This window comes from Nocardia sp. NBC_01388, assembly GCF_045040085.1.
GTDB lineage: Bacteria > Actinomycetota > Actinomycetes > Mycobacteriales > Mycobacteriaceae > Nocardia.
On record NZ_CP109553.1, the window covers coordinates 1,958,056 to 1,984,922 of the forward strand.

Below are 26,867 nucleotides of genomic sequence, written 5' to 3' on the forward strand. Positions count from 1 at the left end.
GCGTCCGCTGTGTCATCGATGACACGGAATGCGCCTACTCGATCGTGCGGTGAATCGGCTCTTTCGAATGCAGGTAGTCATTATGAGAATCGCCAAAATCGCCGCTACAACACTTCTTTCGATTGCCGCGCTCTGTGTCGCGACGGTCACCGCCCATGGTGAACCGGTCCTGGCGCAACCGGGCATCAGTGGTGTCGATCGAGGGGTCGAGTACACCACCAGCCTGGCGCCCGATCGCTCCGCCGTCACCACCACTCTCGCCGGTGGCCACTTCGAACTGGCCGGCGGGACGGTGAATGTGATCGGACCCGATGGTGCCTCCATCGCATCGCTACCGCTGGTGTACCAGCTGGCCGATCGGTCGCTGAACGTGGTACCCGAAATCGACTCCACCGGTACGACATTGACCGTGCGTCCCGCGAACGCGGCCGATATCGCCGCGCCCACGGTGCAGACGGTCGCGCTACAGAACGTGGCCAATGCCGGATCGATCGTGGGCGGGGCGGTCATCGGCTGCATCGTCGGCGCCGTGGTCGGTTTCTTCTTCTTCGTGGTCGGAGCCATTGTCGGCTGCGGCGTGGGTGGCCTGCTCGGCGCGATCATCGCCGGAGATCAGCCCTGAGGTGAGCACGGCCGTGCCAGGGCAGCACCTGGCCGTGCGTATGGCGGACCGCCGGACCGGGCGACCGGCCCGGCGGTTCGACCGTGACGCCGTACGACTGTGGTCGTAGCCGCACGTGCGCTTGCGGACGGATGCCGTCGCGGTGCGGCGGGCATACCGTTCGATCATGACTTGGAACGATGTGGCTCAGGCCAAATACGCCCTGCTCACCACGTACAAGAAGGACGGCACCCCGGTCGCGACCCCGGTCTGGGTGGCCCCGGACGGCGCCCGCATCCTGGTGTGGACCAATCCGAAAACCTGGAAGGTCAAGCGAATTCGCCGCAATCCGCAGGTGACCGTGCAGATCTGCGATAACCGGGGTCGGCCGCGCGGGGCGGAGATCCTGCCCGGTACCGCCGAGGTCCTGGACGCGGCGGGCACCGAACTCGTACGCACCGTGGTGGGACGCAAGTACGGCCTGCTCGGCACGCTCGCCATCCGCGGTCACGAACTCGTGCTGGGCGCGGACCGGTCGGTAGGCCTGGCGATCATTCCGCAGAGCTAGGCGCGATCGCCGAGTTCGCGGACCATGTCGATGCCACGGCCGAGGTTGTCGAGCTTGTCGTGCAGGGTGTCACCGGCCGGGTAGAGGCGCACGGTGTCCACCCCGGTGTCCCGCCAGACCCGCAGGCGTTCGCGCACCCGCTCCTCGGTGCCGATGAGTGTGGTGGCCAGGACCATATCGTCGGTGATCAGGGCGGCCGCACCGTCGCGGTCACCGCTCTGCCAGCGTTCGCGGACCCGTTCGGCGACATCCGCCCAGCCCTGGCGGCTGTAGGCATTGTTGTAGTAGTTGGTGGATCCGGAACCCATACCGCCGAGTGAGAAGGCGAGCTCTTTCTTACGGCTGCCGAGGATTTCGGCCAGCTGTGCCTCACCGTCGACGATATTGATCTCCGCGCCCTGGCAGATATCGAGGTCGGCGCGGGTGCGCCCGGAACGGGCCAGCCCGTCGTCGAGATGGGTGAAGTAGGCGTCCGCGCCCTCGGGAACGAAGCTGGTGCCGAGCCAGCCGTCGGCGAGTTCGCCGGTGAGCTCCAGCATCTTCGGGGACAGTGTCGCGAGGTAGATCGGCACCGAGACCGGCGGCATGCTCGAGCGCATCGGGCGGCTCTCGCCCGGCAGCGGGATGGTGAACTGCCTGCCCTGGTAGCTGATCTTATTGCCCGTGAACACCTGTCGAATGATCTCGACGGTTTCGCGCATGCGCGTCAGCGGGCGTGCGAACGGAACGCCGTGCAGCCCTTCGATGACCTGTGGTCCGGAGGCTCCGAGGCCGAGCAGGAACCTGCCTTCCGAGAGCTGCGCCAGGGTCATGGCGGTCTGCGCGATGGTGACGGGGGAGCGGGTGCCGAGCTGAATAATGCCGGAGCCCAGCAGGATTCGCTCTGTGCGCGCCGCCAGAAACCCCAGCGGCGTGGGTGCGTCGGTACCCCACGCCTCGGCCACCCAGCAGATATCGAGCCCGAGTCTCTCGGCCTCGACCACGAAGTCGGTGAGATCGCGCCAGCTGCCCGCCGAGCCTTCGATTGTTGTCGCGGTGCGCATTACGCCTCCTGCTCCATGAGGGTCTTGATGGCGGCGAGGTTGGCTTCCATACCGCTCTCGAATTCGCGCAGGCGGACGAAGACGATCTTCTGCTCCTTATCGGGCATGGCATCGATGGCGTAACTGAGGCCGGATCGGGCCGGGCCCATTTGCGTCCACTGCTCCAGCACGGTCCCCGAGCCCTCCGGCCGGAGCGTGAATCGCCAAATGCTGGAAGGGTATTCGGGCGAGCCGACGGCCCAGGCGAAGCTGTGCTCCGGCTCGCAGGTCACGATCGTGCTGATCGTCTCCCAGCTACCGAGTGCGTCATGCTCGTTCTGCCCGGCGAACCGGGCGCCCGGCGCGGGTCCGCTCGCCTCGTCGAGCCAGTGCACGCTCCGCAGTTCCGCGCTCAGCCGGGGCATGAGCTGTATATCGCTGACGCACTCCCACACCCGGCGCGGCGAGGCCTCGATGTACGTCTGCGCCGCCACTGTCGGGGTGTCCGCGTACACCTGTCCGGTCCATTCCACAGCGAGCTCCTTCCATCCGTTGACGTCCATAGTTGCGTAGATAGACCCACGGGGGCAATAGCTGTCCACACGTATTATCTGCTGAGTCTCGAAGAGAGACTCGCTAGGATGGCGGTATGAAGCGCACGTCGTTCGCGAACTGGCCCTGCTCGGTGGCGCGCACCATGGATCTGCTCGGCGACTGGTGGACGCCGCTGGTGCTGCGTGAGGCGTTCTACGGTATTCGCCGCTTCGACGAGTTCCAGCAGGAATTGGGCATTGCCCGCAATACGCTCTCGGAGCGGCTGCGCCGGCTGGTCGAGGCGGGACTGCTGGAGAAGCAGGTCTACGAGACCATGCCCGTCCGGCACGAGTATGTGCTGACCGAGTCCGGGCGAGATTTCTACGGCGTGCTGCTGGCGATGACGGCGTGGGGTGATCGCTGGCTCTCGGGGGAGGCGGGTCCGCCCGTCGTCACCCGGCACGAGAGCTGCGGCCACGACGCCGGCGCTCAGGTGGTCTGCTCACACTGCGGGGAACGCCTCGAATGGCCGGATGTCACAGCGCGGCCCGGACCCGGCTATCCGCCTAAACTCTTGGCGCGCCCCGATGTTCGGCGCAGATTCGGGCTCGACGACGCTGCGCGGCCGGCCGAATCGAATCGCCCGGCCGGCTGAGTACGAGTCGAACAGCGACCGTCAGGCGTCGGCGGTGATCTCGATGCCGACCGTGCCGTCCTTGCCGCGCCGCAGCGTGCTGGCTCCGACAACGAGCAGGCCCTGCAATCCGTAACGGCGCTTGATCAGCCCGCGCACTCGCTCGCTGCCCGCCCCGTCCAGCACGGTGGCCTTGGCCTGCACGATCTCACCCGAGGCCTTGCCGCGCACATCGCACGGTTGCACCGTGACCTGCGGATTACGCCGCGCGCGCTTGACCTTCCAGCTGTCGGCGACCGTCCAGACGTAGAGGCGGCCATCGTCGAGCGCCGCCCAGATCGGCGTGCCGACGGGGGTGCCGTCCTTCTTGAAGGTGGTCAGCAGGACGTACTTGGCGGTCCCCGCGGGGCCGAACGGATTATCCACGCCCGCAGCCTATCCGGTGGCGAGGACGGCGGCAGATCCGCTGACGGGTTATAGGCGCGTGTCGCCGCGGGCTCCTAGGCTGGTCGGCGACGACCGCGGGAGGGATTTTCCATGGCAGCAACGTCGGTTCCGATGCTCTGGGGCGGGAACCTACCGGAGACGCTCGACTTCTATCGCACGCTCGGATATACGGTCACCTACGAACAGACGCGGCCGTATACCTATGGGGCAGTGCACCGCAGCGGGTTCGATCTGCACTTCGGTCCCACGCCGAAGGACCTGGACGCGCAGCAGGCGAATATCGGATGCCTGGTGCTCGTCGATGAGGTGGCGCCCTGGCACACCGAATTCACCGCGGCGCTGCGGGCGCGCTACGGCAGGATCCCGGCGCGCGGTATTCCGCGCATCACGCGCTTCCGGCCGGGGCAGACCCGGTTCACCGTGGTGGATCCGGTCGGCAATTCCGTCATCTATATCCAGCGCGATGAACCCGATCCGGACTACGGCGGTTCGAAGCAACTCGAGGGCCTGGCGCGAGTGCTGGACAATGCCCGGGTGTTGCGCGACTCCAAAAATGACGATGCCGCCGCAGCGCGGGTCGTCGAAACCGGTCTGCGCAGGCACGCTGTGACCGCTGCCGCTGTGGATCGCGCTCGCGCGCTGGCCATGCTCGCCGAAATCGCGGCGGCAGCCGATGATTCGGTGCGGGTGAAGCGATTGATCGCGGAGATCGAGTCGATCGATCTGTCGGCGGGCGACCGCGCGGTGGTCGTCGCCGAGTTGGACGTTGTCGCCGAACTGCAGCGCTGGCTGGCGCGGTAGCGCCGCGCCGCCGGCTCAGGTGGGGTGGGCGGCGACCATGCGCCGGGCGACGGCGGCGTAATCGGCGCCGATCTGCTCGGGGGTGCGGCGGTAGCCGGGCCGATACCAGCGGGCCGTGTCGACACAGAGGGAGAGCAGGGCCAGGGCGGTCGAGCCGGGATCGGTGGTATCGAACTCGCCCGCCGCCGCACCCTCGGCGACCAGATCGCGAATCACGCGATAGATGGCGTACTGGACGGCGACGACCTCGGCGTGGTGCTCGGGGGTGAGGTCGGTCAGATGATGCAGCACCACACGCACGGGGGCGTTGTGCTCGGCGTGCCAGACCGTGAGGTCGTGCACGGTCGCGGCCAGGCGGTCCGCGACACTGCCCGCCCGACCGGCGGCGGTGGCGGCGACCTGTTCGGTGAGCCGCATGGAGGACAGGGAAATGCGGTGCAGCACATCCTCTTTCGATCGGAAGTGCACATACAGCCCGGCGGGGCTGAGGTCGGCACGGGCGGCGATATCGCGGGTGGTGGTGGCGTGGAAACCGCGTTCGGAGAAGGCTTCGATGGCGGCGAGGAAGACCCGGCGCTGCCCTTCCGGATAGCGGCGCTCGGAAGGCTCGAAGCTCGCCAGCGCGGTGGCCAGCGTCGCGTCGCCGCCGGGCGGGTGGCCGGCGCCGGTGACCGGAACTGCGTCGGCCGGCGGTGTGTGGTCTGTACCCATCGAAATATTATCGCGCGGAGCGGGTTTCGGGTGCGCGGCGGCCGTCGCGGAGCACGCCCGGGATCGTGGTCGCCGGGCGTGCTCCATGCGTTCACCGGCCGATGCCTCAGCTGGCCGGGCGCGGAGCGGGCAGCGGCGCGTTGATGGTCGTGAAGTACTGCGCCGCCGCGGCCAGCATGACCGGTGCGGTGACCAGCAGGGTGCCCACAAGAGTGCCCAGGGCGCCCAGTGCCGCGGCGCCCGCGATGCAGCCGACCGCGGCGGCGGGCAGGAAGGAGAACAGGCCGCCGATAATGCCGGTGGCGAGGGTGGCCCCGGCCCCGGCGGCCGCACCGCCGAGCACACAGCCGATAGCGCCGCCGCCGATGCCGCCGATCGCGGTCCCGACCGCCGCACCGGCGAGAATGGTGCTCGTCAGGCGCTGCCACGCGAGGGCTTCGCGCTGGCCGGCATCGTCGAGCACAAACGCCACCGGCTGGTAGACGGCGTGCGCGAGATCGAACTGCGGGGTGAGGGTGGCGGTGCGGCCGGAGATATCGGCCGCGACGGGGAAGACGAAATCATCGACGCGAAAAGACAATTCGGTGCCCGCGACGGTGCTGCCGTCGGCCGCCTTGATCTTCAGCGCCCCGTCCTCGACAACCAGGGAGCCGTTGTCGGTGGAGATCAGCGCCGCATTGTCGAGGGTCTTCGCGGTGTAGTTCACGGGTGCGATGGGGGCGGGGGCGGCATGAGCCGTTCCACAACCGATGACGGCGGTGCCGATCAGCAGCGCGGAGGTGGCGGCGATCTTCCTCATCTTTGTCCTTCTCATGAGCTCCACCTGAAGTCAGGTGCCGAACCGGGCGACAGCACGAAGCTGTGTCGCCAGTCACTGGAATGTACTAAGCGGGCGCTTAGTGACCGGAACGTTAGCTGGATCACATTCCCTGGTCAAGCGGGTATTCAAAGTTCGAGGTGAGAGGGCTATTTGAGACAGCAATGCCACCGTGTATCGAACACGGCGGCATTATTGCGGGCGCTCTGCAAGGATTCAAGCAGTGCGGGTGAGGATCTCCGGACCGTCGGCGGTAATGGCGATGGTGTGCTCGGAGTGTGCGGTGCGGGAGCCGTCGGCGGAGCGAATGGTCCAGCCGTCCGGATCGGTGATCACCCGATCGGTGGTGCGGGCGAACCAGGGTTCGATGGCAATGGTCAGACCGGGGCGCAGTGGGTAGCCGCGGCCTGGGCGGCCGGAATTGGAGACGTGCGGGTCCTCGTGCATGGTGCGGCCCAGGCCGTGGCCGCCGAATTCGGTGTTCACGCGGTAGCCGTGATCGTGTGCCACCCCTGCGATGGCCGCGGAGATATCGCCGATGCGATTACCGGGCTGTGCCGCGGAAATGGCGGCGTCGAGGGCGATTTCGGTGGCGCGCACCAGTCGTGCGTCCGCCGGATCGGCCGTGCCGACAATGACGGTGGTGGCCGAGTCGGCGACCCAGCCGTCGATATCGACGGCCAGGTCCATGGTGAGCACATCACCGTCGCGCAGGTCGTAGTCGAACGGAAGGCCGTGCAGGACGGCGTCGTTCACCGACAGGCAGACGGTATTGCGGAACGGGCCTCGGCCGAAGGGCGGCGCATAGTCCCAGTAGCAGGAGGTAGCGCCGCGCTCGCGAATGCGTTCGCGCACATGGGCTTCCAGCTCCAGCAGGTTCACCCCGATCGCTGCCTTCGCGCGCAGCTCGGCGAGTACCGCGGCGACGAATTCGCCGGTCACCCGCATGCGGGTGATCTCCGCCGCGGTCTTGAGTTCCACCATGACAACCTCCGTATCGGTATTTTAATACCGACCATAGCGGGTTGCGGTATTTTTATACCAACCGTAGGGTGGCGGGCATGGTTCGACTTCCCCTGACTCCGGCCCAGGTCCAGGCGGGTTCCCGGCTGGGCGCCGCATTGCGTACCGCCCGGGCCGAGCGTGAACTCGCCGAGGTGGCCCTGGCGGCGGGCATCTCGCCGGAGACGCTGCGCAAAATCGAATCCGGGCGGATGCCGACCCCGGCCTTCGGCACGGTGGTCGCGCTCAGTCGTGCCCTCGGTATCTCGCTGGAGGAGCTGGCCGAGAACTGGCAGCCCGCGCTGCCCGAGACCGCCCGGCGCACCGCGTCCTGACCCCCGATGCGGTCAGTCGGCCGTGAGTTCCCCAGGTACGGCGATCACATCGACCATGGCGCCATTGCGCAGCACCGTGACCGGCATGGCGCGGCCGATGGCATCACCGAACAGCTGGCGCTGAATGCCCTGTGCGTCACGCACTTCCCGGCGGGCGGCGCTCAGCACGAGATCGCCGCGACGTAGTCCGGCCTGGTCGGCGGGGCCGCCGCGCACCACCTCCACAATGCGCAGCCCGGCACTCTGCCCGGTGCGTTCGGCAACCCCCGCGGGCAGGGGAGCGGGCACCCCGACGATGCCGAGATAGGCCCGCCGCACCCGGCCCTCGTGCAGCAGGGTGGTGATGATCCGGCGCGTGGTGACATTGATCGGAATCGCCAGCCCCAGGCCGATTCCCGCGACGGCGGTATTGATCCCGACGACCCGGCCCGCCGAATCCGCCAGCGCCCCACCGGAATTGCCCGGATTCAAGGCGGCATCGGTCTGGATCACATCCTCGATCACCCGCGCCGCCCGGCCGTTGCCCACCGGCACCGAGCGTCCGAGCGCACTCACCACGCCCGCCGTCACCGATCCGGCCAGGCCCAGCGGACTGCCCACGGCCACGACCAGCTGCCCGACCACGAGGGTGTCGGCATCACCCATCGACACCGCCGCCGGCGCACCACCGCGCACCCGCAGCACCGCCAGATCCGAGAGCGGATCCACGCCCACCACATCGAATCTCGACTCCACGCCGTCCGCGAAGACGACCACCCCGTTCTTGGCCGACCCCACCACATGCGCATTGGTCAGCAGTGAGCCGTCATCGGTGAACACCACCGCGGAGCCGCCACCGCGCCGGGTCTGCACGCTCGCCACGTGGGGTGTCACCGATGCGGCCACCGCGATCACCGTCCGTGAGTACGCATCGAGTGCAGCGGCTTCGGCTGCCGCCCCGCTGATCCGCACGCCGTTCTCGGTGGCGGATCTGTCGCCCGTCACGCCGATTCCGTCTGGGCCGGAGCCGTTCTCCGGGGCAATCCCCACAGGGCCGGCGCGCCCGTCGGCGTTCGTTTCGACGCCGGGTTCGGCGGGGTGTCGCCCGTTTTCTGAAGGCTCGGTGCCGGGGACGGGCTCGCGCCCGGCGTCATCGGGTCTCGCCGCAGGCGAGAGGGCTGGTTCATCACTCACGTCGACCACCCGCTTACATGATTACGGTGCTTTATCCCAGGATGCCCGCACATGGGCGGCACGGCGCCCTGTTCGCTGGTGGCGCAATGTCGTTGTGACTGCGACCCGCCGAGCCGAGTCTCGCGAGGGCGGCGGGATCATCGAGCACGTGGTCCTGTTTGCGCAGGCAGCTCAGGAAGCCCGGTTCGGTGCCCGCGTAGGTCTGGACGAACACCGGGCCGAGCGCCTCGATGGCGGCGCGCAGTTTCTCCGGGGCCATGGGCGAACCGGCGTAGATCACCGTACTCAGCGAGGACAGTTCTGCGGCAGCGAGTTTCGGATGGTGAGCATCAGGTGCCGGATTCGGTCAGGAAGTAGCGGTGGTCGTCGGCGGACGCCTTCGCCGCCATCTGCACGGGCACCGCGCCCGACTTCCAGATGCCGTACTGGGTGGGAACGAACTCCAGGGTGTGCGGCATGAGCGGGCCCACGCGCTCACCCGGGGTAATGCCCAGGGCGAGTAGACCATTGGCGATGCGAGTGGTCGCCGACCGCGGCTCGGTGTAGGTCAGCGACCGGTCACCGGCGATCAGGGCGGTGCGGTCGGAGTGGTAGGTGCAGGCCCGATCGAGCAGGCGGGTGACCGGGCCCCACAGTGAGTTCTGATCCGTCATGGCAGTTGTTCCGTTCACTTGCAGGCGGTTTCGAGAAGTGCGGCGCGAGCCCGGTGGTACTCGCGGCGCACGCGGGCGATGACCTCGGCGGCCGGGATCACGCCGTGCACACCGGAGACCGAATGCCCGGCGCTCCACACGGTCTGCCCGCCGAGCAATCTCTCGGTCTGGAAGTCGCCCGCCGAAACCTGCTGGGCGGCATGGGCGTCCAGCCATTCGGTGAGGAGGTTGGCGGGCAATCCGCCGATGTGCGCGGTCTCGCGCACATCATCGAGGGTGGCGGCGACGACCGCGGCCTGATAGTCCTCGCGCGCCAGGCTTTCCGGGGTGGCGATGAATCCGGTGCCCATATAGGCCAGGTCCGCGCCCAGCGCCTGGGCGGCCAGCAGGGCGTGGCCGTCGCTGATGCCGCCGGCCAGCACGAGGGGGCCGCTGAATCTTTCGCGGACCGCGCGCACGAAGGCGAAGGGATTGGCCGATCCGGTCTGGCCGCCCGCGCCCGCGGTGAGCAGGATCAGGCCGTCCACGCCCGCGGCCAGCGCGCGTTCGGCATGGCGCAGGGTCGCGACATCGGCGAAGACCCGGCAGCCCGCCCGGTGCAGCGGTTCGATGACGGGTGCGGGGGAGCCGACACTGGTGATGACCAGTTCGATGCGGTGCGCGATGAGCAGATCCAGGTCGGCGGTCAGGCGCGCATTGGTGCGGTGCACCACCAGATTGGGTGCGATCGGCGCGGCCTCGGGCGTCAGATCGGCGGCGATCCGGGTCAGCCATTCGTCGAGCAGCTCGGGAGTCGCCGCATTGTGTGTCGGGAAGGAGCCGATCACGCCACCTCGGCAGGCCGTGGCCACCAGTTCCGGGCCGGACACGCCGGTCATCGGGGCGGCGATCAGCGGGAGCGTCAGCCGGTCGGCCCAGTCTGCGGGTAGTGCCACGAATCCTCCGAAATGTGCATCCTGTTGACATGAAAGTGCGTTAAGTGCACTCTGAATCAAGTAGAGTGCAACTATCCAGGTTGCGGTGGTCCGGTGTCAACCGCGAGGCGAAGGGATGGGCGATCGTGCCGGCAGGGAAGGATGTGGATCGTGAAAAGCAGCGAGACGCCCTCCCTGCGCGCGGCCGCCCGCACCCTGGCCCGTCAGCGCATTGTCGACGCCGCCATCGAATTGGCGGGCAGTACCGGCTGGAATGCGGTCCGAATGGTCGACATCGCCACCCGGGCGGGGGTGAGCAGGCGCACGGTGTTCAACGAGTTCGGCTCCAAAGCCGCTGTGCTGGAGGCGATGTCGTGGCAGAACACTTCACGCTACCTCGCCGGTTCGGCGGCGGTGTTCGAGGAGAATATCGACGATCCGGTCGCGGCGGTGACGGCGATCGCCGAATTCGTGCTGCGCACGATTGCCGAGGATCCGCTGGCGGCGGTGGTGCTGCACGCCGCGCCGGAGGCGCCGGACGAGATGCTGTCCATGATCACCACCGGATCCGGCCCGTTCGTGGCCGCCGCGGCCCAGCTCGCACTGCAACGCATGGAAGAGCACTGGAGCGACCGGTTCCGCCCCGGCATCGATCTGGAGTTCTTCGCCGACAGCCTGGTCCGCCTGCTCTTCAGCCATCTGGTCCAGTCCACCGGCACCCCCGAGCGCACCGCGCGCTCGCTCGGGCAGCTTATGCGCCTGGCGCTGCTCGATCCGCCCTAGAAAGGAATCGTCAATGATGACGAACCTCGATGATCGCCTCCCGCCCAGCTCGGCCACCTCGCTGCGGGCCGGAAACGGCGAACCACTCCTGCTGCTGCACGGTGGCACCAGCTCCTGGCACTGCTGGGAGTCGGTCGCGCCGTTGCTCTTCGACGATCACGATGTCTTCGCCCCGACCATGGCCGGGCACGCGGGTATGCCGGATCTGCCGCGGCCGTACACCATCGCCAAGGCCGTCGACTGGCTCGAAAAGACCATGGACGAGGCAGGATTCGAGACCGCACACATTGCCGGGAACTCGCTCGGCGGCTGGCTGGGCATGGAGCTCGCACGGCGCGGCCGGGCGCGCAGCGTGATCGCGCTCTCGCCCGCCGGGGCCTGGTCCACCACCGAGACTCGGGTGCCGAGGATCTTCCGCATCATGCACGCCCAGCAGCGACTGGGTGCACCCGTGCTACCTCTGGTCATGCGGCCGCCCTCGCTGCGTCGCGCCCTGCTGCGCACCGTCTGCGAGCACGGCGACCGCCTCACCGCCGACCAGGCCGTCCTCGCCGCCCGAAACGCACTGTGCTGCACCGCCCTCGACGACTTCCCATCGGTGATCGCCACCGAGTACGAGCCCTACGGAATGCTCGGCATCCCGGTCCTCATCGCCTGGAGCGAAGAGGACCGCATCCTCCCCGCCGACCACTACGCCGCAAACTGGCGCCGCTACGCCCCGTCCGCGACATGGCGCACGCTGCCCGATGTCGGCCACGTCCCGATGTACGACAACCCAGAGTTGGTGGCCCGAACCATCCTCGAATGGACCGCTCACGCGACCGCGATCCGCACGGCGAGCTGACGCACCGAAGTGTGATTGCGCCCGGATTGCTGGATGCGGTTCGGTTGCCGATCATGAAGGGATCATGGGGACGACTTCTGGTAGTCGGTCGTGTGTGGCTGTGCGGCTTTAGCATTCGGGGTATGCGCGGGGTTGGATGGTTTCGAGTCGCACTGTGTCTGGCCGTGCTCGGGACGAGTGGGTGTATCGGGGCGGTGGATCGTGCGGATTTCGAGCAGCAGATTCGTACGCGTGGGGGCGGGTTGGTGAGTGCGTTGCCGCAGGGGGCGGCTACCGCGCTGGCGCAGCGGTTGAGGGATGCCGAGGTGCAGGCCGATGTCATGGTGCTGACGGCGCCGAGTTCGACGCAGTTTCGGCTGGTGTTGAATGATCAACCGGCACAGGCGAGCAGGTTTCTGGGCGACCATGATGACATGACCGCCAGTGCGCCCACCGTCCGTGTGCGGGTTCGTCATCCGGAGAGGTCGCGGGAGCTCGACGACTATTCGTACATGCTCGGTGCGCTCAGCTCTGCGCAGCCGGTTCGGGTTTCGGCGTACGACGATCTCGACGGCGAATGCTTCAGCCTGAGTGAGGTGACTGGTCTGGGGCGGCTCGAGGAGGTTGTGGATACGGCCTTGGCGCGTAGTGCACTGGCCGATGGGCAGGTCACGGTGATCGTGGTGAGCCGGTTCGGGAGTGAGATCCGGATGGTGGCGAATGTGGTGTCGCCGCGGTCGGAGGTGGTCGCGGAGTTCGATCGTACGGGCGCGTTTCTTCGAATGCGGCAGGTGTGAGCCATGAGCCGATTGTTGGTGACCGTGTTCTCGACCGCGGCCGGAGCGGGTGTCCTCAGCTCCGTGGTGCCGGTCGCGATCTGGCCGGGGGAGGCGAAACTCACTGCGCCGCTGTTCTGTTCGGCCCCCTTCACCGAGCCGATGGTGGTGTCCGACACCACGCACGACTCGGAGGGGACCTCGACCAACTACACGCTGTACTGCGTGGGTGAGCGCGGCGCGCTCACCGATGAGGGTTTCGTGCTGCCGATGCTGGTGCTGCTCGCGGCGCACATTCTGATCGCGTCCGCGGTGGTGCTGACGGCGGGTCTGTGGGCCCGCCGCCATCCCGTCAAGGCCGAGGACGCACTCGTCACCACCACCGATGGGGCTGTCGACGCCCTCGAATACTGAGCCGTCGAATACTGATCCGGGACGCTAAGCCGCGAGGAACTTCTTCAGAGTGGGCGTGAAGAGCCTCGCCTTCACCTGGTGGGTCTGGCCGGGCAGCTCGACGTAGTTCGCCCCGGGAATGGCGTGGGCGAGCGCGACATTGCCGTGCCGCATCCACTGTGGGCTCTTGGAGCCGGCGAAAACCGTTGTGGGTACGGAGACATAGTCGTATCGCCCGGCCGGGATCGGACGGCCGTCGAGGACATCCTGCATGAAGTAGCGGTCGTAGGTGAGGGTGAAGGCCGTCTTCTTCATCTTGGACCAGCCGGGCATGAGCGGGAACAGGGCGACCAGCGCGCTCGGCAGGCCGACGCCCGCGTGCATGAAGTATTTGATCGCGGCGCCGGGCTTGCCGGCGGCGATGAGTTCGGTGATGTGATCCTGATACCCGGGCGGGGCCGGCTTGCGGGAATCATCGGTGATGAGCGGGTATTCGTACAGAGCGAGCTTGCCGACGGCGAGGCCGTGCTCGACCGCGGCCAGCACCAGCCCGACACCCGAGGAGAAGGTACACAGGGCGACCGGCTCGCCAGCCTCGGCGGTCACGGCGGCAAGGTCTTCGATCTCGCGCTGTTGATCGTAGGGCAGGGTGTCACCGCTCTCGCCGCGCCCGCGCCGATCGTAGGTGTACACGGTGTACTGATCCGAGAGTTCCTGCGCGACAGCGGTACACGGGCCCATATCGCGGTAGCAGAACGCACCGTCGACGAGGACGACGGCGGGGCCACTGCCGATCCTGTCGTACGCGATGACGGTGCCGTCCTTGGAGATCACGGTCGAGGTGCTCATGGCGGGAATCCTTAGTGTGCGAACACTGAAGAGGGGCTTTACCAGTACAGACGGGGCCGATACCTAGGAATCATCGCGCGGCAGAGCACTTTTCGCGGAATTTCAGCGTCGAAACCGCGTCGGGCGCGCCGCCGCGGCGGCATTGCGAAGGTACGCCGGTGCACACGGTGCCCCTGCCGGTGGTACCACCGGGCGGCGGATATCCGCCCGGTGGTACCGCGCCGCCGGCGAGCTAGTGACTGGGGTATTCGAGCGTTTGCCAAGCGCCACTGCGCATTCAATATTTGCGAGGTGAATTCGACGTCGCCCGTGGTGACCGCGCTCCGATTGAATATGACCAATATCGACGAACCCGCCGCCGGGCATCAGCAGCGGTACCAGGCGGCGCTGGATATGGCCGAGTACGCCGACCGGCACGGGTTCGCCGCCATCAGCTGCGAGGAACATCATCTCTCCGGTACCGGTTGGCTGCCGTCTCCGCTGCTGCTGGCCGCGGCGATAGCGGCCCGCACCCGTCAGGCGGGGGTGAGCATCAGCGCTCTGCTGATACCGCTGTACGACCCGGTGCGGCTGGCCGAGGACATTGCCGTGCTGGACAACCTTTCGGGTGGGCGGCTGGCCATCGTCGCCGGAATGGGTTACCGGCCAGCGGAATACGCCGCCATGGGCCGCGACTGGGCTCAGCGCGGGCAGCTCATGGATACCGCGCTCGAGGTCATGCTGGCGGCCTGGGGGGATGCGCCGTTCGAGTACAACGGCACCCTGATCAACGTCACCCCCAAACCCTGCACGAGACCGCACCCGCTGCTGTTCGTCGGTGGGATGACCGCGGCGGCGGCCCGCCGTGCCGCCCGGTTCGGACTGCCCTACTCCCCGCCCATGTCCATGCCCTCGCTCGAGGCGCTGTACCTGCGGGAGCTGGAGGTGCACGGCCACCAGGGCTTTGTGCACCGCCCCGAACCCGGCAGCAGAATCACACTGCTGCACGAGAATCCGGATGCGGCCTGGACGGAGTTCGGGCCGTACATCCTCAATGAGGCCCGCGAATACGGGTCGTGGCGCCGGGCCGGACTGCCACGCCCGAATGAGGCCTCGGTGGACTCCGTCGAACGGGTGCGGGCGCACGGATACGCCGAAATCCTGACCCCCGAGCAGCTGCTCGCCCACATCGCCGGTGGCCGTACCGAAATCATCGTGAACCCGCTCATCGGCGGCCTGCCGGTGGAGGCGGGCTGGGCCTGCCTGCGGCTGCTCGGTGACGAGGTGCTGCCCCGCATCGAGGCCGCGCAGGGCTCGGCACACACCGATTCCCGCACTACGAAAGGCGTGCCCGCGTGATTTCCGAGCTCATGTCCTACCGGGAGGGCCTCGCCGTCGACGGCCTGATCATCCGCCGGGCCCGCGAGGACGATTGGGATGCCCTGCGCGACTGCTACTCCCGCGCCTTCGGCGGGGTGCGGACCCGGGACTTCGACAGCTGGAAGAGGCAGTTCCTGCTCAGCGATATCATTGTGGCCGCGGATGTTTCGGATCCGGACGCACCGTTCATCGTCGGCACCGGCTCGGTGATCCGCATGAGCACCACGGTGCCCGGCGGCGCACAGTTGCAGGTCGCGGCCTGCGCGCAGGGCATGGTCGCCACCACCCATCAGAAGCGCGGGCTGTACTCGAAGATCCAGGCCGAGATGATGTACATCGCGCTGGAGACCGGCGCCGACGTGTTCGCCGCCATGCCGGGACCGGGCGGCAATTACGGCGCGGTGGGGGTGGCCAGCCACACCCGGCATCTGCGCATCGACCGCCGGCGCGCGAAACTGCGTGCGGGCGGCGATGATTCGGCGCTGGTGCGGGAGCTGCGCCCCAGCGTGGCCCGACCGCGCCTGCGGGAGATCTACGACCGCTGGCAGCAGGCGAATCCAGCGGCCCTCAGTCGCGGGGAATTCTTCTGGCCCGCGACCTTCGATGACGACTCGTGTGTGATCGTCCACCCGGACGGCTACGTGGTGTTCGATCTGGTCGCCGATGCCGTGCTGGTGCGCGATTTCTGCGCACTCACCGTGGCCGCGCACCGCGAACTGCTGCGCTGTCTACTGGGGCACGGCGAGTACAACGAGATCCTGATGGACACCGCGGTGGACGATCCGACACCGCTGCTGCTGGAGGATCCGCGGGTCGCCGCGGTGACCGGCGTCGACACCGGCGTGTGGATGTGGATCCTGAACGCCGCCAAGGCCTTCCGGCTGCGCACCTACCGGGCGGACTTCCACGGTGTGATCCGGGTCGATGATCCATACGGCATGAGCGCGGGGCTGTTCACCCTCGATATCACCGACGGCACGGGCAGCTGGGAACCGGCTTCCGGTGACGCGCAGGCGGATCTGCGCCTCGGCCCGGTCGAGCTCGCCAGCAGTTACTTCGGCGCGCACACACCCCTGGAGCTGCACCGGGCCGGACGGATCGAGGAACTCACCGCCGGTGCGGTCGCGGCCCTGGATCAGGCCCTGGCCCCGACCCGGCGGCCCTTCAATATCACTCCCTTCTGACGAGGACACCCATGACGACCCTGCGCCCCGGGCGGCTGACCGCCGCCGCCAAGAAGTTCCTGATGTGGGATCCGAATCCGGCCCTGTTCGGAATCACCATTCCCTGCCCCGTTCCGGTCTCCATGGGACTGGAGCAGGCGCAGCAGCTGATCAATGCGCTCATCGACAATCACGAATCGCTGCGCAGCCGCTACAGCTACGGGATGGAGGCCGCCTGCCTCATCGAGCCCGCCTCCGGTGGAGTGATCGATACCGCCCGAATCGATGTGCGGACCGTCGATATCGAGAACCTCGACCACAATATGCTGCCGCAATTGATGGAGGAGGAGACCGCCAAGAGCAATCTGCGGCTCGATCCGCCCTCGGGCAAACTGGTGACCGCGGCACTGCTCACCCGGTCGGCGGATGTCAATATTCTGCTGCTCACCATCCATCACATCGCCATCGACGGCGTCGCCATGTGGGTGATGTGGGACGACGTCGCGACCTATGTGCGGCAGTGGGAAGCGGGGGAGACCATCGCGCTGCCGCAGGAGCAGACGACCGGCTCGGACTGGGCCGCCTTCCTGGACGAGTACGCGCTGACGCGCACCGAGGATGTGGACTACTGGGTCGGCGCCTCCGATAGCGAACCCAATATCGAGAACCGCCCCGCCACACCGGAATCGGCGTTCCTGGACGGCGTGATCGAAGGCGCGGTCGCGGAACGGCTGCTCGACGAACTGCCCGTCGCGCTGGACTCGTCCTACACCCGGATCCTGCTGGTGGCACTGGGTTTGGCCATCGAGGACGTCACCGGTGTGGCGCGGCCCGTGCAGGTGCAGAAGCACGGCCGCTACAGTCGGCTCCGCCCGGGCACCGACCTGAGCCGGACCGTCGCCTGGCTCTCGGACGACTACCCCTGGCTGGTGCGACCGGTGGCGGGCAGTCATGGCGACCGCATGCGCGATGCGATCGCCACCTACCCGAAGAACCCGGAGGACTTCACCCTGCTGTTCTGGCATCACCCCGAAAGCTGGTCGCGGCTCATCGAATTCAATTTCCCGAAGTTCTACTTCAATTTCCTCGGTGACGTCGGGGTGTGGATTCCGGGCGCGCACTCGCGTGAACAGGCGCGCCTGACGGTGTTCGACCTGAGCATGTTCCTGGGCGCGAGCCAGAACGACGGTGTGCGCCGCGTGCACTACTCGGTGCACTCGCCGGCCGGTGGCATGGGCATCGACCGGGTGAAAGAGATTGTGGCGCAGTGGCTGTCGATCCTGGAAACGGTGGAGGTGGCATGAGCAGGATCATTATGGCCGGCATCGGCAGCCGCGGGGATATCGCACCGCTGACCGGTCTCGGACTGCGCCTGCGGGAGGCCGGGCACGAGGTGGTGGTGGCCGCGCACGCGGTCTTCGCCGAGCTGATCACCGGGTGCGGACTCGAATTCCGGGAGATGGCGACCAATGTCGACGTCGATATGACCGATCCCGATGTCGACAAGCGCAAGGCCGGGTGGAAGTTCGCCTCGCCCAGCGGTGTTCGGGGCATGGGGGAGGGCATGATCGCCGCGCTGCGCGATGAACCCGCCGATCTACTGCTGCTCGCCCAATTGACCGAGTTCGCGGGGTTCGCGCTCGCGGAGGCCAAGGGCATTCCGGCCATCGGATTGCGCTTCCAGCCGATGTCCTCGACCGGCGACCATCCGCCCGCCTCGATGGGCGCGGTTTCCCTGGGCGCCACCGGCAATCGGTGGGCCGCCGGTATCGGGTCGTGGATCATCGACCGCGTCTTCGGCGGGGTGGTCGCCGGTTTCCGCCGCGAACTGGGTCTGCCGGAGGTCTCCATGCGGGAACTGCGCCGGCGCCGCACCGCCGCGCAGTGGCTGGTGCTGCACGGCTATTCGCCGAATGTCGCGCCGCGGCCCGCGGATTGGCGGCCGGGCCTGGAGGTGACCGGCTACTGGTGGCCGCCCCGGCCTGCGGACTGGGAGCCGCCCGCCGATCTGGTGCAGTTCCTGAAGGCGGGATCGCCGCCGGTATTCGTCGGCTTCGGCAGCATGGTCGACAGCGCTGAACACAGTGCGCGGGTATCGAAGATCGTCGGCGATGCGCTGCGGCAGGCGGGGGTGCGCGGGATAGTCCAGTCGGGCTGGTTGCAGCTGGAGGTGAGCGGCGAGGATCTGATGACCATCGGCGAGGTACCGCATGATTGGCTGTTCCCGCGCATGTCGGCCGTCGTCCATCACTGCGGCGCAGGCACAACGGCCGCGGGGATCCGCGCCGGGGTACCCGCGATCGCGGTGCCGGTCTATTCGGATCAGCCGTTCTGGGCGAAGCGCCTGGCCGAACTCGGTGTCAGCGCGGCGACCATCCCCCATCCGAAACTGTCCGCGGACCGCCTGGCCGCGGCTATCCGCATCGCGACTACCGACACCGGTCTGCGCGACAATGCGACTCGGCTGGCCGCGCGCATCGCCGAGGAGGACGGTGTCGGTGCTGCGGTGAAGATCATCGAGGCACAGCTCACCGCAGTCTCGAACCCGAAATAGCAGCGGGCGCTCGGCGATATTCGGAGGGCTTGATGAGTGAGATGTGGGTTACCTGCGAATCGGTGAGCTGTCACAGCGCACGGAAACCTCGCGCCGCCTGCTGCGGTACTACGAGGAGCAGGGGCTGATCTTCTCCAGCCGCGAGGCCAATGGCTACCGCGACGACGACGAACTGGTCGATCGGGTGCCGCAGATTCGCGGCATGCTGGCGGCGGGGCTGCACACGCGGATCATCAAGCAGATCCTGCCGTGCCTGCTCACCCCGCGCGCCATCCACTCCTTCGATGTCACGCCGGAGATGCTGGCCACGCTCGAACTCGAGCGGGACAGCATGACCGAGCGCATTCACGTGCTGGAGCGCAATCGCGACGCCGTCGCCCGGTACGTCGCGGAAGTGCGCCGCGTGCAAGCGGAATCGCCGGTTCCCGCCGGTGCTATGTCGCCCGGCTGACCGAGGACATGTGGAAGTCCGGGATGCGCAGCGGTGGCATGGCGGTGCGGGTGAACCAGTCCTTCCATTCGCGCGGGAGAGTGATCTCGGTGCGTCCGGCCTCGCTCACCCGGCGCAGCAGATCCAGCGGTGATTCATTGAAGCGGAAGTTGTTCACCGCCGCGGTGACCTCGCCGTTCTCCACCAGGTAGACCCCGTCCCGGGTGAGACCGGTGAGCAGCAGGGTCGCCGGATCCACCTCGCGGATGTACCAGAGGCAGGTGAGCAGCAGCCCGCGTTCGGTATTCGCGATCATCTCCGCGAGCGAGGCGTCGCTGCCACCGGTCATGAGCAGGTTCTCACCGGGAAGCGTGACGGGAGCATCGAATTCGGCCGCCGTGGCGCGCGGGTAGACGAGTGATTCGATGACACCCTCGCGCACCCAGTCGGCGCGCCGGGCGCTGAGGCCGTTGTCGAAGACCGACAGCGATTCCGAGGACGCCGGGGTGGCCACGAACGGGCGGTACTCCAGACCGGCCGCACTCGGATCGGAGTAGAGGGTCAGCGGAATATCGCTGAGCCGCTCACCGATTCGGGTGCCGCCCGCGCGGGAGAGCGCGGTATGGCCCTCGTGCGCACCGCGGCCCTCCATGGTCCAGGACAGATAGATCATGAGATCGGCGACGGCCGAGGGCGGCAGCAACGTCTCGTAGCGGCCGGCGGGCAGCTCCACCCGGCGCTTGCTCCAATCGAGCCGGCGCGAGAGTTCGGCGAGCAGCCCTGGGACATCGACATTCTGGAAGTCGCTGGTGCCCGTGCCGACCCAGGCGCTGGCCAGCTCCTCGCCGGAACCGCGCTTGCCATTGATCTCCACCGATCCGGTGGGCTGCACCCAGCGACGCCGAATTCCCGTGGAGGTGCCCAGCCAGGTGGAGTGCACCTGGTGATGGGCGAAACCGTAGAGCTGATCGGCGCCGTCGAAGCCGGGCGCGAGATCGCGTGCCAGCTCGGCGAATACCGCGATATCGGTGGCGCCGGGCGCGCCGTCCCACGCCAGCGTCCAATCCAGGGTGGCCTTGTCGATACTGTCCGGATCGAGCAGCGGCATGGCGTCGCGCGCCGGTTCGGCGGTGCGCGCGGCCTCCTCGCTGGCGCGCACCACGGCCTCGATATCGGCCGGGTCCACACTGGTGGAGCTGACGCTGCCGACGCGGGCCGCACCGGAACCATCGCGCAGCACCGACACCACCGCCCAGTCCCGGGCGATCGAGGAACCGTTGGTGGTCATGGAATTTCCGGCCCAGCGCAGTGACGCCTCGTGCGCGTCGGTGACTATGACCATGGCCTCATCGGCGCGCGAGGAACGCAGCGCGCGGTCGACGACCTCGGGGGCGGGGAGCACGCTCATCGTGTCGGTCCTTTCCTCACTGCCCGGCTTCGGCGCGGGTATTGAGAATATTGATGCCGCGCACCAGGACTGATGGGCAGCCGTGCGAGACCGCCGCGACCTGGCCGGGCTGTGCCTTACCGCAATTGAACGCGCCACCGAGCTGCCAGGTGGACGGGCCGCCGACGGCCTCCATCGATCCCCAGAAGTCGGTGGTGGTGGCCTGGTACGCGACATCCCGCAGCTGTCCGGCGAGCTCGCCGTTGCGGATCCGGAAGAAGCGCTGGCCGGTGAACTGGAAGTTGTAGCGCTGCATATCGATCGACCAGGACTTGTCGCCGACGATATAGATGCCGTTCTCCACCCGGGAGATGAGCTCGGCGGTCGAGGTATCGCGCTCGGGATCGGGTTGCAGGGACACATTGGCCATGCGCTGGATCGGCACGTGGTGCGCGGAGTCGGCGTAGGAGCAGCCGTTGGAACGCTCCAGGCCCAGTCGCGGCGCGAACACCCGATCGAGTTGATAGCCCACGAGTGTGCCCTCGCGCACCAGATCCCAGCGCTGCCCCGCCACGCCCTCATCGTCCCAGCCGACGCTGGCCAGGCCGTGCTCCTGGGTGCGGTCGCCGGTGACATGCATGATCGGCGTGCCGTAGCGCAGGGTGCCCAGCTGATCGGGGGTGGCGAAGGAGGTTCCGGCGTAGGCGGATTCGTAGCCGATCGCTCGGTCGTACTCGGTGGCGTGGCCGATGGATTCGTGAATGGTCAGCCACAGATTGGTCGGATCGATGACCAGATCGGTGGGTCCGGCGGTGACGGTGGGGGCCTTCACCTTCTCGGCCAGCCACTCCGGGATCTGCGCGAGTTCGCTGTGCCAGTCCCAGGTTCCGTCGGCGCCGGTCACGTACTCCCAGCCGCGCCCGGCGGGAGCGGCGAGGGTGCGCATGGTTTCGAACACGCCCGCCGAGGGGTCGACGGTGATCGCTTCCAGCTGCGGATGCAGTCGCACCCGCTGCTGGGTGATGCGCGAGCCGAGGGTGTCGGCGTAGTAGGTCTGCTCCTTGACCTGCAGCACGGTTGCCGTCACGTGATCCACGCCGTCGGCGGCCCCGAGCCGCTCCGAATAGTCCAGCAGCAGTGCCACTTTGTCCGGTGTCGGGACCGCGAAGGGGTCGACGTCGTAGGCCGAGACGTACTCGGCGTCGACGTAGCGGGGCTCGTCGGCAAGCTCCACCCGCTCGCGATTCAGTGCCCGCAACGTGCTGGCAACCGTTACGGCGCGCCGGGCGACCTCCACGGCCGCCTCCGGAGTGAGGTCGGCATGGGAGGCGAAACCCCAGGTGCCGTCGACGATGACGCGTACCGCGAAGCCGAGATCGGTGCTGTCGCGCACCGATTCGACGCGGCCGTCGCGTATTCGGATGGACTGCTGCGCAAGTCGATGCACCCGCAGATCGGCATAGTCGGCCCCGGCCGCGCGCGCCGCCGACAGGGCGGCTTCGGCAAGCGCTGCCAGGGGGAGTGCGCGGAACTGCTCGTCCACGACCTTGGTTGCGATGCTCACCCCGACCACGCTAGAGGGTGGCCCAGGTGCCGATCAACAACACGCTGCCGCCCTATGGAATTCGCACGGTGCAAACCTGCACACGCTGCAACGATGCACGAAGTGCGAAGAAGCACACCAGGAAACGCACGCGACAAGCCCAGTACATGCCACGTTTTCGGGCTCGAATGCCGTAGCGTCTGCCCGCGTGCCGCCATCCGCGCTTCGCGACCGCAAACGAGAACGCACCCGCCGCGCCCTTTTCGAGGCCGCCGTCGAACTATTCGAGGCCAGAGGCTATGACGCGACCACCGTCGCCGATATCGCCGCCGCGGCCGAAGTCGGGACCAGAACCTTCTTCAACTACTTCGCCAGCAAAGAGGAACTGCTGTTCCCCGAACCGGACGAACGGGTCCAGTCGGCGGCGCAGGCCATCGCCACCAGACGACCGGGCGAACGACCGGTCGAGGTGCTGCTGCGCGCGCTGCGTGCGGCCGGTGACAATCCGGGAGAACACCTCGGCGACGCCCTGCCCGCCCGCATCGCGGTACTGCGCGCCCAGGTTTCGCGCACTGTGCCGGCGGTGAGCGGACGTGCCGCCCATGCGCAATTGGCCGCGCAGCAGGAGATTGCCAAACATTTGCGGGCAGCCTTTCCGGAGGAGCTCGACGACGTGGGTTCGGCCGCACTGGTCGGCGCTGTTATCGGCGCGGTCTCGGGTGCGCTCACGGTGCTGTTCCAGACCGGCGCCATCGACGATCCCGAACTGCTGCAACGCAAAATCCAGGAGACCACCTCGAAGGTGCTGGCGCCGTGGCTGACCGCGCCCGCGGACGCCGACGGCAATCGTGGGATCCGGGCGGGCAGCGCGGAACTTTCCGTCGTACCCGACAGTCCTGCGGGCCGGATGGTCGCCGCGCCGCGCGAGACGGCCGCCGCTCCGCGTGAGACAGCTACTGCCCCGCGTGAGACAGCTACTGCCCCGCGTGAGACAGCTACTGCCCCGCGTGAGACAGCTACTGCCCCGCGTGAGACAGCTACTGCCCCGCGCGAGACCGCTGCCGCCCCGCGCGAGGCATATGGGCTGCCGCGCAACGATGTTCCGGTCCGGCATCTCGGTGCGGCGGTCCTGCGGCGCACCGAGACGTTCCACGGGGAGCGTGCCGAGTCCTATCGTCCCGAGGAACACGAGCTACGCACCTCGGAAAAGTCTCTGGTCTAACCGAATTGCTGCCAGCCCAGTCGAATCACCATGGCCACCACCACAACCAGCAGCACCACACGCACGAAACCCGCGCCGCGGGCCAGGGCCATGCGTGAACCGACCACGGACCCGGCAACATTCGCGACCGCCATGGACAGGCCCAGCCCCCACAGCACATGACCGGTCGAGGCCAGGAAGATCAGCGAACCCAGATTCGAACCACAATTGATGACCTTCGCCATCGCGGCGGCGCGCACGAATTCGGTGCCGAGCAGGGTGGCGAAGGTAATGATCAGAAAGGTCCCGGTGCCGGGGCCGAGAATGCCGTCGTAGAGGCCGATCAGCCCGGCGGCCAGGCCCACCACCAGCAGGGTCTTGCGCCGGGTGGGCGGATGGGTGGCCATGGTGAGGCCGATCGCGGGCCGCAGCGTCACGAAGATCGCGACCCCGACCAGCACCACCATGACGATGGGTACGAAGTACTTCCGATCGATGAGCCCCACCGCCGCCGACCCGCACGCCGCCGCGATCGCCGCGAGCACCGCGCCCGGCAGCAGCAGTTTCCACCGGATGGGCACCTTCCGCGCGAAGGTGATCACCGCCACGCTCGTCCCCGAGAACGCCGCAATCTTGTTGGTGCCCAGCGCCGTCTGCGGCGCCAGCCCCGGCAACACCACGAACAGCATCGGCAACACGATCAACCCGCCCCCGCCCACCACGGCATCGACCCACCCCGCCGCCGTAGCCGCACTCAGCAACACCGCCCAGTCACCGACACCCATCCCGCGACCCAATCAGACCGGACACCACCCGGCAAACCGCGAGGCCGCCACTGTGATTGCCGCCGCGCTGTCCGAATCGCGCAGCGCGTGTCCGCGTCCTGCAGCCCTGACCCGGGTTGCGGCGCATAGACGAAGGCTGTGCGATCACATACGCCGAGCTGTCCGGATCGCACAGCGTGTGTCCGCGTCGCGCAGCCCCTGACCCGGGTTGCGGCGCATAGACGAACGCTGTGCGATCACATACGCCGAGCTGTCCGGATCGCACAGCGTGTGTCCGCGTCGCGCAGCCCCTGACCCGGGTTGCGGCGCATAGACGAAGGCTGTGCGATCACATACGCCGAGCTGTCCGGATCGCACAGCGTGTGTCCGCGTCGCGCAGCCCCTGACCCGGGTTGCGGCGTACAGACGAGCGCTGTGCGATCACACACGCCGCGTTTGTTCGGATCGCACAGGGTATGTCCGTGCAGCTCTGGCAGGGGTTGCGGCGTATCGAGGAGCGCTGTGCGAGTGCTGTGGGTGTCACCGACGCGGGGCGGGCGGGGGCTGGGCTGGGCTTTAGGGTGGGGAGATGCGTCGGTTCAGTCTGTGGCTGCGGGGGAAGCCGCTCATCGCCGATTCGATATTGGCGCTGGGGCTGCTGATCATCGATGTGCTGGCGGTGAGCGAGAGCCGGCACAAGATCACGTATCTGGTGCTGGGTGTGGCGCTGGTGCTGCCGATCATCTTCCGGCGGACACATCCGCGGGCTGCGGCCATCGTGCTGGTGGTGCTGTCGATGAGCACCAGTCTGGTGCACGGCGCGGGGGATGACACGGCGGTGCATCCGGCGCTGCTCGGGCTGGGCATCATGCTCTACACGCTGGTCGCGTATGTGGGCCGCCGCGAAGGACTCTGGTATCTGGGCGCGCTGCTGCTCGACAGCCTGCTGTCCTACGCGATGATCGGGAAGCCCGGCGGCACGGATATCCCGTTCACCGCGCTGTATTACGCCCTGTGCTGGACCTTCGCCGAATTCGTCGGCGCGCGGCACGCGTACGACAATGAGGTCGCCGCGCGGCTGGCCGTCGCCGATTACGACCGGGAACGGCGCGCACACGACGCGGTGGCCGCCGAACGCACCCGCATCGCCCGTGAGCTGCACGATGTGGTGGCGCATGCGGTGAGCGTCATCATCGTGCAGGCCGACGGGGCGCGGTATGCGCTGCGGCATGATCCGGATTCCGCGGAGAAGGCGCTGACCATCATTGCCGGGACCGGTCGCGATGCGCTGCGCGAACTGCGCCGCACCGTCGAACTGCTGCGCATCGAGCATGCGCCGGAAGAACTTCCGCAGCACGGCACCGCGGGCATTGCGAAAATGGTGCAGATGATGCGCGATACCGGGCTCGAGGTGACCCTGGAACTGCGCGGGGAACTCGATACCGTCAGTCCGGAGGTCAGCCTGGGCATCCACCGGATCGTGCAGGAATCGCTGACCAATACCCTCCGGCACGCCGGTCCCGCGCCGCGCGCCCAGGTCCGGGTCACGCGCGGTGCTACCGAGGTGCTGATCGATATCGTCGACTTCGGCGGCACTCCGGCCGCGCCCGCCGCCGATTCGAGTCCGTCGGCGTGCGGGCCGGGAGTGCCGCGCAACGGCTCGGGTGCGTGGGTCGATGGACCCTCCGGTCCCGAAGCGCGCATCCCCGGCAGCGGACTCGGCCTGGTCGGCATGCGCGAACGCATTGCCGTGCTCGGCGGCACCCTCAGTACCGGCAAGAACGCTACCGGCGGCTGGGCCGTGCACGCCGGCATCCCGCTCGACCGCACCGCCGGTGAGTGAGATTGCCCGACCGATAGATTGGTTCCCGTGCCGATCACCGTACTTGTAGTCGACGATCAGGAACTCATGCGCGCGGGGCTGAAGATGGTGCTCGGCGCCCACCCCGACATCGAGGTGGTGGGGGAGGCCGACAATGGCGCGACCGCCATCTCCCGCACCGCCGAACTGCGCCCCGACGTTGTGCTCATGGATGTGCGGATGCCGGTCACCGACGGTGTCACCGCCACCGCCCGCATTATCGAATCCGGTTGCGGCAGCCGGGTACTCGTCATGACCACCTTCGATCTCGATGAGCACGCGCTGGGCGCACTGCGCGCCGGGGCCAGCGGTTTCCTGCTCAAGGACACCCCGCCCGAGGACCTCGTCTCCGCCATCCGCAGCGTCGCCGCCGGAGACGCCGTCGTCTCCCCGAAGGTCACCAAGCGACTATTGGACCGCCTCATCGCCGACGATCCGGCTGCCGGACGCGACCCGGCCATCCTCGACGCCCTGACCGCCCGCGAGCGTGAAGTCCTCGAGCACATCGCGGTCGGCCGTTCCAATGCCGAAATCGCGGCGACCCTGTTTCTCTCCGAAGCGACCGTCAAAACCCACGTGGGCCGCGTCCTCACCAAACTCGGCCTCCGCGACCGCGTCCAGGCCGTGGTCCTCGCCTACGAAACCGGCCTGGTCAGGCCCGGTAGCGCCTGACCGGATCCGCTGCTTCGGGCCGGGGTCTGTTCGCGGATCGGGGCGATGATCTGTTCCGGCAGCCAGGACCCGACCTCGATCGGATAGGGCGCGCGGC

At 67.9% G+C, this 26,867-nt stretch carries 31 protein-coding genes; 17 read left to right on the plus strand and 14 right to left on the minus strand.

Translation table 11 applies throughout. The features are described 5' to 3' along the window. The first annotated feature begins 82 nt into the window (after positions 1-82). Entirely contained in the window at positions 83-622 is a 540-nt protein-coding gene (locus OG716_RS09100) for a hypothetical protein (protein WP_405137216.1), read from the plus strand. A gap of 166 nt (positions 623-788) precedes the next feature. Then, positions 789-1,169 carry a PPOX class F420-dependent oxidoreductase gene (locus tag OG716_RS09105; protein WP_405137217.1) on the plus strand — a complete coding sequence of 127 codons (381 nt, stop codon included), beginning with the start codon at positions 789-791 and terminating at the stop codon, positions 1,167-1,169. On the opposite strand, the gene OG716_RS09110 is transcribed toward OG716_RS09105, so the two are convergent. Beyond that, positions 1,166-2,212 (minus strand): LLM class flavin-dependent oxidoreductase, encoded by a 1,047-nt coding sequence (locus tag OG716_RS09110; protein ID WP_405137218.1) that lies wholly within the window; start codon positions 2,210-2,212, stop codon positions 1,166-1,168. The genes OG716_RS09105 and OG716_RS09110 overlap by 4 nt on opposite strands. Further along, positions 2,212-2,724, minus strand: a complete 513-nt coding sequence (locus tag OG716_RS09115; RefSeq protein WP_405137219.1) for an SRPBCC family protein — start codon at positions 2,722-2,724, stop codon at positions 2,212-2,214. The genes OG716_RS09110 and OG716_RS09115 overlap by 1 nt, the downstream gene beginning before the upstream one ends. 116 nt (positions 2,725-2,840) lie before the next feature. On the opposite strand from OG716_RS09115, the gene OG716_RS09120 reads away from it, so the two are divergent. Continuing rightward, positions 2,841-3,380 carry a winged helix-turn-helix transcriptional regulator gene (locus OG716_RS09120; protein ID WP_405137220.1) on the plus strand — a complete coding sequence of 180 codons (540 nt, stop codon included), beginning with the start codon at positions 2,841-2,843 and terminating at the stop codon, positions 3,378-3,380. A gap of 21 nt (positions 3,381-3,401) precedes the next feature. Here OG716_RS09120 and OG716_RS09125 read toward each other — a convergent pair whose 3' ends face one another. After that, positions 3,402-3,785 (minus strand): PPOX class F420-dependent oxidoreductase, encoded by a 384-nt coding sequence (locus OG716_RS09125; protein ID WP_405137221.1) that lies wholly within the window; start codon positions 3,783-3,785, stop codon positions 3,402-3,404. A 111-nt stretch (positions 3,786-3,896) separates the two neighbouring features. Between OG716_RS09125 and OG716_RS09130 the strand changes: the two genes are divergently transcribed. Further along, a complete protein-coding gene (locus tag OG716_RS09130; protein ID WP_405137222.1) occupies positions 3,897-4,607 on the plus strand; it encodes a glyoxalase in 711 nt (236 codons plus the stop codon). 15 nt (positions 4,608-4,622) lie between these two features. Here OG716_RS09130 and OG716_RS09135 read toward each other — a convergent pair whose 3' ends face one another. From OG716_RS09135 to map, 3 genes are all read right to left on the minus strand, one after another. Further along, positions 4,623-5,318 (minus strand): TetR/AcrR family transcriptional regulator, encoded by a 696-nt coding sequence (locus OG716_RS09135; protein ID WP_405137223.1) that lies wholly within the window; start codon positions 5,316-5,318, stop codon positions 4,623-4,625. Positions 5,319-5,424: 106 nt separating this feature from the next. Further along, on the minus strand, positions 5,425-6,117 hold the full coding sequence (locus OG716_RS09140; RefSeq protein WP_405137224.1) for a hypothetical protein: 693 nt from the start codon (positions 6,115-6,117) through the stop codon (positions 5,425-5,427). 234 nt (positions 6,118-6,351) lie between these two features. Next, entirely contained in the window at positions 6,352-7,119 is a 768-nt protein-coding gene (map, locus tag OG716_RS09145; RefSeq protein WP_405137225.1) for a type I methionyl aminopeptidase, read from the minus strand. Positions 7,120-7,196: 77 nt separating this feature from the next. Between map and OG716_RS09150 the strand changes: the two genes are divergently transcribed. Then, complete coding sequence (locus OG716_RS09150; RefSeq protein WP_355121602.1) at positions 7,197-7,472, plus strand: helix-turn-helix transcriptional regulator; 276 nt, start codon at positions 7,197-7,199, stop codon at positions 7,470-7,472. 12 nt (positions 7,473-7,484) lie between these two features. On the opposite strand, the gene OG716_RS09155 is transcribed toward OG716_RS09150, so the two are convergent. The 4 genes from OG716_RS09155 to OG716_RS09170 form a co-directional block, all read right to left on the minus strand. Next, a complete protein-coding gene (locus OG716_RS09155; protein WP_405139595.1) occupies positions 7,485-8,417 on the minus strand; it encodes a S1C family serine protease in 933 nt (310 codons plus the stop codon). Positions 8,418-8,676: 259 nt separating this feature from the next. Further along, positions 8,677-8,904: a hypothetical protein gene (locus OG716_RS09160; protein ID WP_405137226.1), complete on the minus strand. Its 228-nt coding sequence runs from the start codon at positions 8,902-8,904 to the stop codon at positions 8,677-8,679. A 70-nt stretch (positions 8,905-8,974) separates the two neighbouring features. Further along, the gene (locus OG716_RS09165) at positions 8,975-9,298 is read right to left on the minus strand and encodes an AMP-binding protein (RefSeq protein ID WP_405137227.1); all 324 of its coding nucleotides are present in this window, start codon (positions 9,296-9,298) and stop codon (positions 8,975-8,977) included. A 14-nt stretch (positions 9,299-9,312) separates the two neighbouring features. Next, a complete protein-coding gene (locus OG716_RS09170) occupies positions 9,313-10,233 on the minus strand; it encodes an NAD(P)H-dependent flavin oxidoreductase (protein WP_405137228.1) in 921 nt (306 codons plus the stop codon). Positions 10,234-10,383: 150 nt separating this feature from the next. Between OG716_RS09170 and OG716_RS09175 the strand changes: the two genes are divergently transcribed. The 4 genes from OG716_RS09175 to OG716_RS09190 all read left to right on the plus strand — a co-directional run bounded on the left by OG716_RS09175 (position 10,384) and on the right by OG716_RS09190 (position 13,008). Further along, entirely contained in the window at positions 10,384-10,995 is a 612-nt protein-coding gene (locus tag OG716_RS09175; protein ID WP_405137229.1) for a TetR family transcriptional regulator, read from the plus strand. Between the two features lie 16 nt (positions 10,996-11,011). Further along, complete coding sequence (locus OG716_RS09180; RefSeq protein WP_405137230.1) at positions 11,012-11,839, plus strand: alpha/beta fold hydrolase; 828 nt, start codon at positions 11,012-11,014, stop codon at positions 11,837-11,839. Positions 11,840-11,961: 122 nt separating this feature from the next. After that, on the plus strand, positions 11,962-12,615 hold the full coding sequence (locus OG716_RS09185; RefSeq protein ID WP_405137231.1) for a hypothetical protein: 654 nt from the start codon (positions 11,962-11,964) through the stop codon (positions 12,613-12,615). Positions 12,616-12,618: 3 nt separating this feature from the next. Then, a complete protein-coding gene (locus OG716_RS09190; RefSeq protein ID WP_405137232.1) occupies positions 12,619-13,008 on the plus strand; it encodes a hypothetical protein in 390 nt (129 codons plus the stop codon). A gap of 24 nt (positions 13,009-13,032) precedes the next feature. Here OG716_RS09190 and OG716_RS09195 read toward each other — a convergent pair whose 3' ends face one another. Further along, complete coding sequence (locus OG716_RS09195) at positions 13,033-13,836, minus strand: alpha/beta fold hydrolase (RefSeq protein WP_405137233.1); 804 nt, start codon at positions 13,834-13,836, stop codon at positions 13,033-13,035. A gap of 333 nt (positions 13,837-14,169) precedes the next feature. Between OG716_RS09195 and OG716_RS09200 the strand changes: the two genes are divergently transcribed. From OG716_RS09200 to OG716_RS09220, 5 genes are read left to right on the plus strand one after another with little or no spacing between them, the layout of a single operon-like run. Next, entirely contained in the window at positions 14,170-15,174 is a 1,005-nt protein-coding gene (locus tag OG716_RS09200; RefSeq protein ID WP_405139597.1) for an LLM class flavin-dependent oxidoreductase, read from the plus strand. Next, complete coding sequence (locus OG716_RS09205) at positions 15,171-16,379, plus strand: GNAT family N-acetyltransferase (RefSeq protein WP_405137234.1); 1,209 nt, start codon at positions 15,171-15,173, stop codon at positions 16,377-16,379. Before OG716_RS09200 ends, OG716_RS09205 begins: the two co-directional genes overlap by 4 nt. Before the next feature lie 11 nt (positions 16,380-16,390). Next, positions 16,391-17,662: a condensation domain-containing protein gene (locus OG716_RS09210; protein ID WP_405137235.1), complete on the plus strand. Its 1,272-nt coding sequence runs from the start codon at positions 16,391-16,393 to the stop codon at positions 17,660-17,662. Further along, a complete protein-coding gene (locus tag OG716_RS09215; RefSeq protein ID WP_405137236.1) occupies positions 17,659-18,912 on the plus strand; it encodes a glycosyltransferase in 1,254 nt (417 codons plus the stop codon). Before OG716_RS09210 ends, OG716_RS09215 begins: the two co-directional genes overlap by 4 nt. A 43-nt stretch (positions 18,913-18,955) precedes the next feature. Next, on the plus strand, positions 18,956-19,363 hold the full coding sequence (locus OG716_RS09220; protein ID WP_405137237.1) for a MerR family DNA-binding transcriptional regulator: 408 nt from the start codon (positions 18,956-18,958) through the stop codon (positions 19,361-19,363). Here the strand turns inward: OG716_RS09220 and OG716_RS09225 are convergent. Beyond that, a complete protein-coding gene (locus tag OG716_RS09225; RefSeq protein ID WP_405137238.1) occupies positions 19,347-20,750 on the minus strand; it encodes a metallopeptidase TldD-related protein in 1,404 nt (467 codons plus the stop codon). The genes OG716_RS09220 and OG716_RS09225 overlap by 17 nt on opposite strands. 16 nt (positions 20,751-20,766) lie before the next feature. Further along, positions 20,767-22,293: a TldD/PmbA family protein gene (locus OG716_RS09230; RefSeq protein ID WP_405137239.1), complete on the minus strand. Its 1,527-nt coding sequence runs from the start codon at positions 22,291-22,293 to the stop codon at positions 20,767-20,769. Positions 22,294-22,480: 187 nt separating this feature from the next. On the opposite strand from OG716_RS09230, the gene OG716_RS09235 reads away from it, so the two are divergent. Beyond that, entirely contained in the window at positions 22,481-23,494 is a 1,014-nt protein-coding gene (locus OG716_RS09235; RefSeq protein WP_405137240.1) for a TetR family transcriptional regulator, read from the plus strand. On the opposite strand, the gene OG716_RS09240 is transcribed toward OG716_RS09235, so the two are convergent. Then, the gene (locus tag OG716_RS09240; protein WP_405137241.1) at positions 23,491-24,258 is read right to left on the minus strand and encodes a TSUP family transporter; all 768 of its coding nucleotides are present in this window, start codon (positions 24,256-24,258) and stop codon (positions 23,491-23,493) included. The genes OG716_RS09235 and OG716_RS09240 overlap by 4 nt on opposite strands. A 568-nt stretch (positions 24,259-24,826) precedes the next feature. Between OG716_RS09240 and OG716_RS09245 the strand changes: the two genes are divergently transcribed. Both OG716_RS09245 and OG716_RS09250 read left to right on the plus strand, forming a co-directional pair. After that, positions 24,827-26,080, plus strand: coding sequence for a sensor histidine kinase (locus tag OG716_RS09245; protein ID WP_405137242.1), 1,254 nt, complete (start codon positions 24,827-24,829; stop codon positions 26,078-26,080). 27 nt (positions 26,081-26,107) lie between these two features. After that, positions 26,108-26,770: a response regulator gene (locus OG716_RS09250; RefSeq protein WP_405137243.1), complete on the plus strand. Its 663-nt coding sequence runs from the start codon at positions 26,108-26,110 to the stop codon at positions 26,768-26,770. Positions 26,771-26,867: the final 97 nt, after the last annotated feature.